Below are 13608 nucleotides of genomic sequence, written 5' to 3' on the forward strand. Positions count from 1 at the left end.
GGGCTGTAAACCCTTGTACTCTAGGCTAAATATTTAGCTCTGGTGTTAATTAACGCTTATTTAACCAATATTCACAACCTTTTTGAGCTAAGTAATACACTGGAGCTAAGTTGTATGGGTAAATCATTAATTACTGGTATTGATATCGGGCATCACAGCATTAAAGCGGTAGTACTGAAATCAATGGGTGGACGTTATGCTCTGATGAGTTATCAAGAGTTGCCTATTACAGATGGTATTGTCGCTGATAACCACACCCTGAATTATCAGAAAATTGTAAAGAAATTAAACGAACTAAGAAAGGGGCTACCTCTATTTAGTCGTCAAGTCGCTATTTCGATCCCGGACAATGCCGTAATCAGCAAGGTGTTGCAAATCGACAGTGAGCTACAAGATAGAGAGCTCGAATTCGCGCTTTATCAAGCCTTTTCCCAGCAGTCTCCATTTCCGATTGAAGAGGTCAGTTTAGATTTTATCAAACTTGATGATAAACATAGGCTTAAAGCGGGCACTCTGCCAGCGTCAATCGATTCGGTCTCTCGAACACCACGAACTCCCCCTCATGCTTCGACCTCTCACGCTTCGATGACGAGCTATCAAGTGTACGCGACTCGTAAAGAGGTGGTAGCAAGCCGTGCTGAAGTAGTACTGAAGGCAGGAATGACGCCTTATGTGGTGGACGTTCAGGCTCATAGTTTATTGCAAGTGTGGCAGTTGCTCGCGCATCAGCATCCAGATAAGAAAAGTTGGATGCTGGTGGATGTCGGTTTAACACAGATCTCGCTATGCAGCATTCCTGAGGGAAAATCGCCTTTCCATAAAGATATCGCTTATGGGACTCGCCACGCCAAATCTTTAGATGACAACCCATCACTTGATGCCGCTTCCGATCATAACGTAGACCGATTTTTCCAAGAAGTATTTGAGCGGATTCGGCGACAGCTTCAACTTTATGCATCGGTGAATAATCAGAAAACGGTGGAGGGTATCTGGCTGTCTGGAGGAGGGGCAAACATTCCCATGCTGTCGGAGCATTTGAGTCGAGAATTGAGCCTAGATTGTGAAATTTTAAACCTTTTTAGTCTGTTTGAGGATAAGACATCGAAACGGAAGGTGCTTAGGGCAGATAGCCAGGTATACAGCACGGCTGCGGGGTTGGCGGTGAGTGGGATTCAATGGATGGAGGCGGCTCATGTTAGACAGTAGTCATGCATTACATCGGGTAAACCTATTGCCGTGGAGGGAGACAAAGCGCGCACAGCATCGTCGCCGGTTTTTCGGTTTGGTCATTCTGAGCTTTTTGCTGGCAGTTGGCATTCAGTGGGGTGGGGGGCTCTATTTCTCTGATCAAAAGAGCCAGCAACAAGCGCGGCTGACTTACCTTAAGCAATATATCGCCCAGTTAGATTCTAAAATTGATGCTCTGGATGTGGTGAAGCAGGAGCATGATTCGATCATGACGCGTTTAGACATGGTTGAAAAACTGCAGAGAGGGAGAAATAAAACGACGGAGTTAATGAACTTAATTGCTCAACTGATTCCTGAAGGGGTGTATGTCGATAAAATCAAAATGAATGGTCAGGATCTTGAGCTATCAGGGATCAGTGATAGCACCGCTCGCTTGGCAACGATGCTCGATAATTTAGAGCGTTCTTCATTGCTGGTTGATGTAGAGATGCACTCAATCGTATTGGGCAAAAAGCGTTTTGGGATCGATTTTCAAACCTTCAATGTGTCGTTCACTTTTAATTTGTCTGAGGAAAAGAGAGAGACAGAAACTGACGAGCTGGTGGCTTCGCAAGCTAAATTAGGAGGATCGCATGGTTAACTTCCAAGAGCTTGATATGGACGAAATCACTGAGTGGCCGCTTGTTGCTCAGTCACTGGTGCTTTTAGTGCTGATCCTTGTACTTCAAGGTGTCGGAGCGTGGTTTTATTGGGTGCCTCAAAATGAGGATTTACAACAGCTAAAGCAGCAGGAACAAACGCTTAAATCTACCTTGCACATCAAGGCCAATAAAGTGGCTGTGTTGCCAATGTTGCAGTCTCAACTTACGGAGTTGACCAGTCGTTACGATTACCTGTTGCAACAGCTACCCGTGCAGAAAGAGCTAGCGAGCATGTTGGCATCGGTGAATGAGCTTGGGTTGGACCATGACTTAACCTTTACTCGAATCGATTGGGGTGAGAAGCAAAATCAGGATTTTCTGTATCGCTTACCGCTGAATATTGAGTTAACGGGTAGTTATCACGACATAGGTGACTTTGCTGAAGCGATTGCCAAACTGCCAAGGATCATCAGTTTTGATGACGTAGATTGGCAAAGGGTCAGTCAAGAGAGCAGTACTTTGCATTTTCGAGTTCGAGCCTATACCTACCAATTCAAACCGGAGGTGAAAAGTGAAGGCTAACCCTAACCCTAACCCTAACCCTATATGGGCACTCTGTGTGCTCCCTCTACTCATAATGGGTTGTAAGGCAAATCATGAGCCATTAGATGAATACGTCCAGCAAGTTGAGCGGCAAGTGCGTAAACAAGCCATTCAGATTGAACCCGCGGCTCAATTGTCCGTGCAGCCCTATACACAGCGAATGGGGCGAGAACCCTTCGTTCTGCCCAAAGAAGCTGTGGTTCACACTCAGCCTAAGGTCAAGACGGATTGCTGGCAGCCCAGATCTCGCTCTAAATCGGGTCGGTTGGAGCGTTATCCGATTGGAAAATTACGCCTAAAAGGAGTGATGGGATCTGGTGGTGCGATATCGGGACTTGTGCAGACGCCATTAGGAAGCGTTGAGAAAGTCAAAAATGGGCAGTACATGGGCCTCAATAATGGCCAAGTGATTCAAGTGAATGCGAAGTACTTATTAATTAATGAGACGCTGCCTGATGGCTTGGGCTGCTGGTATAAGCGTCATGTTAAGTTGGCATTGAAGTAGCCTAGATTTGAAGCGGCTTAGATTTAAATGGCTTAGGTTTGAATAGCTTAAATTTGAAATAGTTTAGGTTTGAAATAGTTTTAGGATTGAGACGTAAATATGATGAATGGAATAGAGATATTAATGCGCTGGTTTATTCGAAGCGCCATCGTTGGTGCACTGTGCTTGGCCTCAACGGCAGGCGCAGCTGACCTGACACTCAACGAGCTACAAAATATTGACTTTAAACTGAATAAGGACAAAGAAGCAGTCATTATTGTTGAATTAAGCTCACGCTCCATTGTGGTGGATGTGAAGAGAGGTTATTTGAATGGAGAGAAATCAAAGGTCGATACTTTGAAAAGTACGCCTCAAGGGTTACAAGTTGAGCTGATTAATACTCAGGTATCGGATGAGCAGCTCAATATTATTGATGTAAAAGATTTCTCGACGATAGTAAATAATATCGAGGTATCGCGTAATAAACACAACACGCAGCTCGACATTCGCGTATCGGAAGATTATCAGTACAGTTATGCGTTAAAAGATCGTTTTCTAGAAGTGACGGTGAGTCCTGTTATAGAGCCCGTACCCGAAAAGAAACAGAGTATTTTGGATAAAGAGGGGAAGTTGATTTCACTTAATTTCCAAGATATTGCAGTACGAAACGTATTGCAGCTGATTGCCGATTACAATGATTTTAATTTGGTGGTGTCAGATTCGGTATCTGGCAACTTAACGCTGCGTTTAGATTCAGTTTCATGGCAGCAAGCGCTTGATATTATTCTACAAGTTAAAGGGTTAGATAAAAGAGTCGAAGGTAGTGTCATTCTTGTCGCGCCTAAAGAAGAGTTGGATCTTCGTGAGCAGCGGGAACTAGAAAAGCTACGCATGAATGATGAACTTATTGAGCTTAAATCAGAAATCCTCACCATCAACTTTGCTAAAGCATCAGATATCGCTGAGATGATCATGGGGGAGGGGGAAATCACGATGCTGTCTGAGCGCGGGTCCCTTACGATTGACGAAAGAACCAATTCATTATTGATACGAGAGTTGCCAGAGAATATTGAAGTGATACGCAGCATTGTTGCCTCACTGGATATTCCGGTGAAGCAAGTTCAAATTGAAGCTAGGATCGTGACCGTCAAAGAGGGCAACCTTGATGAACTTGGGGTTCGTTGGGGGTTCTCATCCACTAATGGGTCTACAACAATTGGTGGTTCGCTTGAAAGTAACTTAGGCGCTATCGGTATTTACGATGGCGGTGGCAGTGATGGCGGTAGCGATGGTGGTGATGAAGGCAGTGGCGGCGTCAGTATTGATGACTTTTTGAGTGTGAACCTTGCCGCCACATCGCCTAATGCTTCGAGTATTGCGTTCCAGGTGGCGAAATTAGGATCGGATACGCTGTTGGATTTAGAGCTTTCGGCATTGCAGCAAGAGTCAAAAGCCGAAATTATTTCTAGTCCTCGTTTAATCACCACCAATAAAAAACCAGCTTACATTGAACAAGGTACCGAAATTCCATATTTAGAAGCGGCGTCGAGTGGAGCGACATCGGTATCATTTAAAAAAGCGGTTCTAAGTTTAAAGGTGACGCCACAGATCACGCCCGATAATCGTTTGGTGCTCGATTTGAGTGTAACCCAGGATCGTCCGGGCCAAGTGGTGAAAACGGGAACGGGAGAGGCAATTGCCATTGATACACAGAGAATTGGAACTCAAGTTCTGGTTAATAATGGGGAAACTGTGGTTTTAGGGGGGATTTTTCAGCACAGCGTGGTCAATAGCGTCGATAAAGTTCCACTGCTTGGAGACTTGCCATTATTAGGGGCACTTTTCCGCCGAAGCTATGAAAACATTGGGAAAAGTGAGCTTTTAATTTTCGTTACACCTAAGGTTGTAGTGCAATAACTGCTAAAATTTACGCCATAGATCAAAATATAATTTGCATTAGTGGCATCATACCTTGATAATTTCGGGTCTTATCACGAGATATCTGTGAGGAATTGGTGCCACAGGCCTTTATTATTTCAGTTTTTATACTGAACACCTTGTGGCGATGTCATTGAATTAACGTTGTAAATTACTGCTAAACATGGCTGAGAAACGCAATATTTTTCTTGTTGGCCCGATGGGCGCCGGCAAAAGTACAATAGGTAGACACCTAGCATCCCAACTTCATATGGAGTTTTTGGACTCTGATACTGTAATCGAAGAGCGCACTGGCGCTGATATCGCTTGGGTATTCGATGTTGAGGGTGAGGAAGGTTTCCGTAAACGCGAAGAATCTGTAATCAACGATTTGACTCAAGAACAGGGTATTGTTCTTGCGACAGGTGGTGGTTCAGTGATGAGCAAAGAAAACCGTAACCGTCTATCTGCACGTGGTATCGTTGTATATCTTGAGACAACGATAGAAAAGCAACTTGCTCGCACTAACCGCGACAAGAAGCGTCCTTTACTTCAAACTGACAACCCACGCGAAGTTTTAGAAGACTTAGCAGTGGAACGCAATACACTTTATGATGAAGTGGCGGACTATACGGTTCGTACTGACGATCAAAGTGCAAAAGTGGTAGCCAACCAGATCGTAAAAATGCTAGAAGAACGTTAAGTTCATTTTTTGGAGATCAAACCATGGAACGGATTACGGTCAATCTAGCAGAGCGTAGCTACCCTATTTCTATTGGCGCCGGGTTATTTGACGACCCGGCGTACCTTTCTTATTTGTCGGCAAAACAAAAAGTCGTCGTGATCAGCAATGTGACCGTCGGGCCTTTGTATGCGGATAAAATCCTATCTTTACTTGAACACGTTGGATGCCAAGCCTCTCTGCTTGAACTTCCTGATGGTGAGCAATACAAAAGTCTTGATACGTTTAATTCAGTGATGAGCTATTTGCTGGATGGCAACTATGGACGAGATGTTGTTGTGATCGCATTAGGTGGCGGAGTGATTGGTGATCTTGTGGGATTTTCGGCTGCGTGTTATCAGCGTGGTGTCGATTTCATTCAAATACCAACAACACTCTTGTCGCAAGTAGACTCTTCTGTTGGCGGAAAAACAGCCGTTAACCATCCTATGGGTAAAAATATGATTGGGGCTTTTTATCAACCTCAGTCTGTCATTATCGATATCAACTGCTTATCAACGTTACCTGAGCGTGAATTCGCAGCGGGCATGGCGGAAGTGATTAAATACGGCATTATTTATGATGGCGAATTCTTCTCATGGTTGAATGAGCATTTAGAGGATTTATATCGTCTGGATGAAGAGACACTGATTACGGCAATTGCACGTTGTTGCGAAATTAAAGCTGAAGTCGTTGCACAAGATGAAAAAGAGTCTGGAATCAGAGCGTTATTGAACCTAGGTCATACATTTGGTCATGCGATTGAAGCGGAACTAGGTTATGGTAATTGGCTGCATGGTGAAGCGGTTTCTTCAGGAACGGTCATGGCGGCGAAAACCGCGCAGTTACAAGGTCTTATTTCTCAGCAGCAGCTTGAACAAATCATCTCTATACTGAAGAAGGCGAAGTTACCAATACATACGCCAGAAAGCATGTCTTTTGATGATTTTATGAAACATATGATGCGAGACAAGAAAGTCCTTTCAGGGCAACTTCGCTTAGTTCTACCGACAGGAATCGGAAGTGCAAGTGTGGTCTCTGATGTTCCTGAGGCGATGATTCAGCAAGCAATCGATTTTTGCCGCAACATATAATAATGATGGACTCTTTGCTTTTCTCGCATCATCGGGGTGAGTGAACGTCCTTCTTGTTTGTGCTTTTATATCGCAATCAATCCATAATTGCGAATACCTAGCCAGTAGGGATGTTAGATGAGTTTGGCTCATGAAATGCGAGTATTAGAATTAGAATCTCAGATAGAGTTGCTAGAACGACTGCAGCTCTTGACGAACTTTGGTTCTAATTTGATTACCGTAGATGGTGGTAAAGGTTCAGGTAAATCTTGGTTAGCCCAACGTTATTTAGAAGCGTGGGCTCAAGATCAAAACCAATGTTTGTTACTTTGTCATCCGAGCCAAAATGATGAGCAACACCGTGCGATGTTGCTGAGTCAGTTAGTCTCTGATCCATTATTTAATCAACACGATCCTCTCGTTGATAGCTTACAACGCCTGTTAGATGGCGATGCTGTCGATGTGGTGATCGTGATTGATGATGCTCATTTGTTGAGTGAAATCTTAGTTTCTGAACTATGGTTATTGGTTTTAGAAGCGCAGCATAATAGCTTGTGGAATATCAATGTCGTCCTCTTTACAGAGTCGAACTGTTTAGATCCTTTACTTACTCGCTTAAGTTATGGGCAAGAACATAAACCGATCGACATTGAAATTGATGCATTGTCAGCCAGGGAGGCCGAACAGTTTTTTGAATCATTAGTGGTACGTTATGTTGCTGATGATATGGAGAAACGAGTTCGTTCAGCATTCAAAAAAACAAAACCATTACCCGGTGAGTTAATGGCTTTGGGGGATCTGAAAGTGGAAAAAAGGATTATTATTCAGGCAATGGTGGGTTCGCCAGTTCGAATTTCGATGGTCGTCTTGTTGCTCATCATCATGATTGGGGGTGGTTATTGGTGGTTGTTAAGTCAGCCAATGCCAGAAGATCCTGAGCAAGCCATTGTACCCAATTTAGAGTTAACGGTCGTCTCAGAACCTGAGGCGAGCTTATCTGCATCGACGTCGTCTACATCGAGCTCGGTTAACCGACTAAATCAAGAGACTGAGGTGGATGACAACTACGCAGGGGCGGAAGATGATTCTTTAGCATTGCCGCCTAACGTCGTAAGTAAAACAGCAAGTGTTGGATTTACAGAGCCTTCTCAACAGAGAGTGGTGATCACATCAGATGTGGTTGATGCCCTGTTAGATGGTAAGTCCGATAGCATTGGTCGCGATGTGATTGAGACTGACGCCGCTGATACCAGCTCAGTTGATACTAGCGTAATTGATAATGCTGTCGTGGATGCTATGAAGAGATCACAGCAAGCAGCAGAGCCTGCTGTTGACTCGACTGAAGCCGCAGACACGCAAAGTGCTATTGCAGACGCAACAGCCGCGATTGCAGTAAATGAAGAGCAAGCTGCTCCGAACAAAGTCATCACCTTCTCCTTTGCGAGAGATGAGCTGAAAGCCTTGTCACCACGCAGCTATACACTTCAGCTTGCCGCAATGAACTCTATGGAAGATGTTCAAGTATTTATTGAAGATAACAATATCCAGCAGCAAGTTCGTGTGTATCCAACCGCTCGTAATGGTCAAGATTGGTATATCGTGACCTATCAAGATTATCCAACCATTCAATTGGCTCGAGATGCGGTAGAAACGCTACCAAAAGCGCTTCAAAATCTTGGTCCTTGGGCTAAATCTATGAATCAAGTACATAGAGAGATAGAACGTGCGAAATAACACTGAGCTTCTTGGCAAAATATGTTACATTCCGCAGCCTTATTTTGTGGTTGGTAAGTAGAGCGGTAAATGAAAAAGCAGAGAGCATTTCTAAAATGGGCTGGTGGTAAATATGGCCTAGTTGAGGACATACAGCGTCATCTGCCGCCTGCACGTAAATTAGTCGAGCCTTTTGTTGGGGCTGGCTCCGTGTTTTTAAACACAGATTACGATCACTACCTTCTCGCCGATATTAACCCTGATCTGATTAATTTGTATAATCTGATTAAGGAGTCTCCTCAAGCTTACATTACGGAAGCAAAACGTTTTTTCACGCCTGAATATAATCGCAAAGAAGTATACCTAGACGTTCGAGCGCAATTTAATCAAACGGATGATATTTTTTATCGCTCGTTGGCTTTTCTGTATATGAACCGTTTTGGTTTCAATGGTCTATGTCGTTATAACAAAAAGGGTGGGTTTAATGTCCCATTTGGATCGTATAAAAAACCGTACTTCCCTGAAAAAGAACTGATCTTCTTTGCTGAGAAAGCGAAGAAAGCGACTTTTGTATGTGAAGGTTATTCAGAAACCTTTAGTCGAGCACGTAAAGGTTGTGTTGTGTATTGCGATCCGCCTTATGCACCGCTGTCGACAACGGCCAACTTCACTTCATACGCAGGAAATGGTTTTTCACTCGATGATCAAGCTGCCCTTGCTGATGTTGCAGAAAAAGCCGCCTTTGAACGAGGGATCCCTGTGCTTATCTCCAATCATGACACAACATTGACTCGACGTTTGTATCATGGTGCTGAGCTTAACGTGGTAAAAGTAAAGCGTACCATCAGCCGAAATGGTGGTAGCCGTAATAAAGTCGATGAATTACTGGCACTTTTTCATGATCAGAAGAATGCTTTAACCCAAGAGCCATCTAGCGAAAGCTAACATTTCTCCAACTATATGACCTCAAAGCTAGGATCTAAACGATTGCTTAGGTAGAATTGCGCCCGAAATTTGTCGCAACTCACTCACATTTTGTGAGCTAACTTATTAGCCTTAAGAGGTCAGGTATGAAAGATTTTCTCATTGCACCATCTATTCTCTCTGCAGATTTTGCTCGTCTTGGTCAAGACGTAGAAAAAGTACTCGCTGACGGTGCTGATGTTGTTCACTTTGATGTCATGGACAACCACTACGTACCTAACCTGACTTTTGGTGCGCCAATCTGTAAAGCGCTTCGCGATTACGGCATTACAGCTCCAATTGATGTACACCTAATGGTTAAGCCAGTGGATAGCATCGTTCCTGAGTTTGCTAAAGCAGGCGCAACGATGATCACTTTCCATGTGGAAGCTTCTGAGCATATCGATCGTACTCTTCAACTGATAAAAGAAAATGGCTGTAAAGCGGGTGTTGTGCTAAACCCTGCGACGCCGCTTTCTTGCTTGGATTACATCATGGATAAAGTGGATATGATTCTACTGATGTCTGTGAACCCAGGTTTTGGTGGCCAATCTTTCATTCCAAACACGTTAGATAAGCTACGCGCCGTTCGTAAAATGATTGATGAGTCAGGCCGTGAAATCCGCTTAGAAATTGATGGCGGTGTTAAAGTAGATAACATCCGTGAAATTGCAGAAGCGGGTGCCGATATGTTTGTTGCGGGTTCTGCTATTTTTAATCGTCCTGATTACAAAGAAGTGATTGACGAAATGCGTGCAGAGCTTGCAAAAGTTAAGCGTTAATCGTAAAAATAGATGATGGTAATCGGACGACTTGTTTTGATTACCTTTGATATAAGGAGCGAACTGTCGCTCCTTTTTAGTTTTCCAACCAAAATACGACGCTAGGAAGCTCACCATGACTCTGAGTAACATTAAACTTATTGCCTTTGATTTAGACGGAACATTGCTTGATAGCGTGCCTGATTTAGCGGTCGCAGCGGATAAGGCGTGTCAGTCATTAGGTTTTCCAGCGGTTACCGAAGAACAAGTTCGTGATTATGTGGGCAATGGGGCGGATATTTTGATTGGCCGTGCGCTAAGCCAAAGCTTGGATATCAGCCCTGAGTTGAGTGATGAACTAAAAGCGGATGCTCGTATCCGATTCGATGAGTTTTACGCACAAGGCGGGCATAAACTGAGTCATCTGTATTCAAACGTCCAACAAACATTGAAAACACTGCACCAAGCGGGTTTTATATTGGCGTTAGTCACCAATAAACCATCAGTCTTTGTGCCAGAGGTATTGGCGCAACATGATATCGCCAAGTACTTTACCGATGTCATCGGTGGCGATTCATTTCCGGTTCGTAAGCCAGACCCTATTGCATTGAATTGGTTACTTGAAAAACACAGCGTCAGTGCTGAACAGATGTTGATGGTGGGCGACTCAAAAAATGACATTTTAGCGGCTAAGAACGCGGGCTGTGCTTCATTTGGCTTAACGTATGGTTATAACCATGGCGAGCCAATTTCAGCCTCAAACCCAGGCTATATCGCCGATGATATTCAACAATTAGTCGATGTCGTTATGGTTTCTGCCTAAAGCGGCGAAAAGTTGATAACTTCGACTAGTAAAATACTCGCCAATGAGTACACTGCAAAGACCGTATATCATAAGTGAATGCGGTTTAATCTAATATAGAATTCATTTCAATTCTCAGTTTGAAAGTTAGTAATAAGGAATCACAACTATGAGCAGACCCATCGTATTAAGTGGTGTTCAACCGTCTGGTGAACTAAGTATCGGTAACTACTTGGGTGCTCTACGTCAATGGCAACAGATGCAAGACGACTATGATTGCCAATACTGTGTTGTTGATCTTCATGCGATCACGGTTCGTCAAGATCCTAAAGCGCTGCATGAAGCAACATTAGATGCATTAGCAATTTGTCTCGCGGTTGGTGTTGATCCTAAGAAGAGCACGCTATTTGTTCAGTCTCACGTACCAGAGCATGCTCAGCTTGGTTGGCTTCTAAATTGCTACACTCAAATGGGAGAGCTGAGCCGTATGACTCAGTTCAAAGATAAATCAAAACGCTACGCAAATGACATTAATGCTGGTTTGTTCAACTACCCAGTATTAATGGCGGCAGATATTTTACTTTATGGTGCGCACCAAGTTCCTGTAGGCAGCGATCAGAAGCAGCATTTAGAATTGGCTCGTGATATCGCTAACCGTTTTAACAATTTATACGGAAGTGAAGAGCAAGGTATTTTCCAAGTGCCAGAACCGTACATTCCAACAGTGAATGCTCGTGTGATGAGCCTGCAAGATGCAACGAAGAAAATGTCTAAGTCGGATGATAATCGTAAGAACGTCATTACTTTGCTTGAAGACCCGAAATCGATTCAGAAGAAGATCAACAAAGCGCAGACAGATGCCGAAACTCCACCACGTATTGCACATGATTGGGAAAACAAAGCCGGTATTTCGAACCTAATGGGTCTGTACTCTGCGGCAACAGGTAAAACGTTCGAAGAGATCGAAGCTCAATACCAAGGCGTAGAGATGTACGGACCGTTTAAGAAGGATGTTGGTGCGGCATTAATTGAAATGCTCACTCCTATCCAGTCTGAATATCATCGTATCCGTGCCGATCGAGCTTACATGGATGAAGTGATGAAAGCTGGTGCTGAAAAAGCATCTGAACGCGCGGCAGTCACGCTGAAAAAAGCGTATGAAGCGGTCGGATTCGTTACTCGCCCATAGATTTAACGCTTTTTGAGTATTTATAAAAAACCACCTTATATTAGGTGGTTTTTTATTAGGTGTCGCTAAATTACTGATTATTCAAAGTTGTATGATTTATAAAACCGGGATCTAGATCAAGATAATGTAATCTGTTAAAGATAATTCTCATAATAATACCTATTTCTGTTGAAACGATATTTCTCGTCATAAAGTTGCATTCTCAAGCGTGATGTCAATCGCACAAAATATGGATGTGACTTCTTATTGTCATACTAAAGTGTGATATTCGACTTTCTCTCAGTATTTAGAGCCTTTACTCCGCGCGTGTTTATGTGTGCTGCCGTCAATTTGAAAGCTTGATTTGTCTATTCATGCCTTTTATTGATTTGTGCTCTCTATTGGTGAGGCGAACATCTAATAATCATACGAAATGAATATGAGTCAACAAGGACATTGATATGACCCAGAGAAATGCAATAGCGATTGCGTTGTCTTCGCTTTTTATTGCTTGCGGTGCAAACGCAGCAACCATCTATAAAAATGACAATGGTGATTTTCTAAAGCTTTACGGTGAAGTAGGCGTTGGTGGGCACATTGGTGCAGATTACGAGTACGGTGAGTTTTATAAAGACCAGAGTTTTATTGATGACTCTTTTGCCACAATGGGCGTAAAAGGCCTTAATGGAAAAATGCATTACCGCCTAGAGCTAGATTATGAGCGCGAAAACTGGAAATACGGTTCTGGCGATATGGTTCTAGCGATTGATAAAGTGTTCTTGGGTTATGACCTTTACCAAACTCAAGGTTACTCGCACTACATTGAAGCCGGTTTAACGGATACTGCATTTGATGATTACGATAAATGGGGTGACTTTACTTTCGATACTACGGTAGAGACGGGTGAAGCGGGCGACCAAGACATGACAGTGAAATACGAAGGTCTGTATTTTGATGTTATCAAAGTGGGCGCGTCATACAGTTACGACAGTGAGTCATCTTCAGGCTCTAAACTGGGTGAAGTGGTGAACGGCTACGTTGGCTACTTTGGCGAGCGTTTCTCTGCAGTTGTTGGAATGGAAGGTCGCGCAGGCTCTGACGGTGAATCTAAATACGGCGAGCAGCGCTTAGTTGGTTTCGGTGCGCGTTTTGCTGCAACTGATCAAATTCATATCGGTGTGAATGCCTTCTTTGAAGATGAAGATGTCTCAACCACTGATGCTGTCTGTATTGCTAACTGTGCTGATAATGATGACGATAATGATGTAAACCAATACAACGAATTTGAAACTCAAGAAAACAAAGGTTACTTAGTCTCAGCTAAATACATCTTTACTCCACAGTGGGAATTCACAGCATCATACAACTTCGAAGAGTATGAAAAGTGGGCGATTGCTAATAAGAATGAGCAAGCTGCAAGTGGTGAAGATAAGTATAGCTGGGGCGATGAGCGCACTTGGGGAACCATTGGTGTGAACTACAAACCGACTAAATCAAGTGTCATTGCTTTAGAGATGAATACTGGTGAAGCAGCACAAGATGCTTACGCATACGCGCGCGTTTACTTCTAATTA

At 43.5% G+C, this 13608-nt stretch carries 13 protein-coding genes; all 13 read left to right on the forward strand.

The features are described from left to right. Positions 1–114 precede the first annotated feature (114 nt). The 13 genes from pilM (at position 115) to L4C39_RS10420 (ending at position 13605) form a co-directional block, all read left to right on the forward strand. The gene (gene pilM / locus L4C39_RS10360; RefSeq protein ID WP_429745739.1) at positions 115–1206 is read left to right on the forward strand and encodes a type IV pilus assembly protein PilM; all 1092 of its coding nucleotides are present in this window, start codon (positions 115–117) and stop codon (positions 1204–1206) included. Then, a complete protein-coding gene (locus L4C39_RS10365) occupies positions 1193–1828 on the forward strand; it encodes a PilN domain-containing protein (RefSeq protein WP_429745741.1) in 636 nt (211 codons plus the stop codon). The genes pilM and L4C39_RS10365 overlap by 14 nt, the downstream gene beginning before the upstream one ends. Then, positions 1821–2411: a type IV pilus inner membrane component PilO gene (locus L4C39_RS10370; protein ID WP_017052577.1), complete on the forward strand. Its 591-nt coding sequence runs from the start codon at positions 1821–1823 to the stop codon at positions 2409–2411. Before L4C39_RS10365 ends, L4C39_RS10370 begins: the two co-directional genes overlap by 8 nt. 55 nt (positions 2412–2466) lie before the next feature. Beyond that, on the forward strand, positions 2467–2937 hold the full coding sequence (locus L4C39_RS10375) for a pilus assembly protein PilP (RefSeq protein ID WP_429745880.1): 471 nt from the start codon (positions 2467–2469) through the stop codon (positions 2935–2937). Between the two features lie 99 nt (positions 2938–3036). Continuing rightward, a complete protein-coding gene (locus tag L4C39_RS10380) occupies positions 3037–4833 on the forward strand; it encodes a type IV pilus secretin PilQ (protein WP_171756781.1) in 1797 nt (598 codons plus the stop codon). A gap of 184 nt (positions 4834–5017) precedes the next feature. Then, positions 5018–5536, forward strand: a complete 519-nt coding sequence (gene aroK / locus L4C39_RS10385; protein WP_017052574.1) for a shikimate kinase AroK — start codon at positions 5018–5020, stop codon at positions 5534–5536. 23 nt (positions 5537–5559) lie between these two features. After that, the gene (gene aroB, locus L4C39_RS10390; RefSeq protein ID WP_429745744.1) at positions 5560–6648 is read left to right on the forward strand and encodes a 3-dehydroquinate synthase; all 1089 of its coding nucleotides are present in this window, start codon (positions 5560–5562) and stop codon (positions 6646–6648) included. 117 nt (positions 6649–6765) lie between these two features. After that, a complete protein-coding gene (locus tag L4C39_RS10395) occupies positions 6766–8361 on the forward strand; it encodes an AAA family ATPase (protein WP_429745746.1) in 1596 nt (531 codons plus the stop codon). A 69-nt stretch (positions 8362–8430) separates the two neighbouring features. Next, a complete protein-coding gene (locus tag L4C39_RS10400) occupies positions 8431–9285 on the forward strand; it encodes a Dam family site-specific DNA-(adenine-N6)-methyltransferase (RefSeq protein WP_017052571.1) in 855 nt (284 codons plus the stop codon). 125 nt (positions 9286–9410) lie between these two features. Further along, positions 9411–10085, forward strand: coding sequence for a ribulose-phosphate 3-epimerase (rpe, locus tag L4C39_RS10405; protein ID WP_017052570.1), 675 nt, complete (start codon positions 9411–9413; stop codon positions 10083–10085). A 115-nt stretch (positions 10086–10200) separates the two neighbouring features. Continuing rightward, on the forward strand, positions 10201–10887 hold the full coding sequence (locus L4C39_RS10410) for a phosphoglycolate phosphatase (protein ID WP_429745749.1): 687 nt from the start codon (positions 10201–10203) through the stop codon (positions 10885–10887). Between the two features lie 148 nt (positions 10888–11035). After that, positions 11036–12055, forward strand: coding sequence for a tryptophan--tRNA ligase (gene trpS, locus L4C39_RS10415; protein WP_429745751.1), 1020 nt, complete (start codon positions 11036–11038; stop codon positions 12053–12055). Positions 12056–12495: 440 nt separating this feature from the next. Further along, positions 12496–13605 carry a porin gene (locus L4C39_RS10420; protein ID WP_261888794.1) on the forward strand — a complete coding sequence of 370 codons (1110 nt, stop codon included), beginning with the start codon at positions 12496–12498 and terminating at the stop codon, positions 13603–13605. Positions 13606–13608 lie beyond the last annotated feature (3 nt).

Origin of the sequence: Vibrio clamense, assembly GCF_050337905.1 — a bacterium.
Lineage (GTDB): Bacteria > Pseudomonadota > Gammaproteobacteria > Enterobacterales > Vibrionaceae > Vibrio > Vibrio cortegadensis.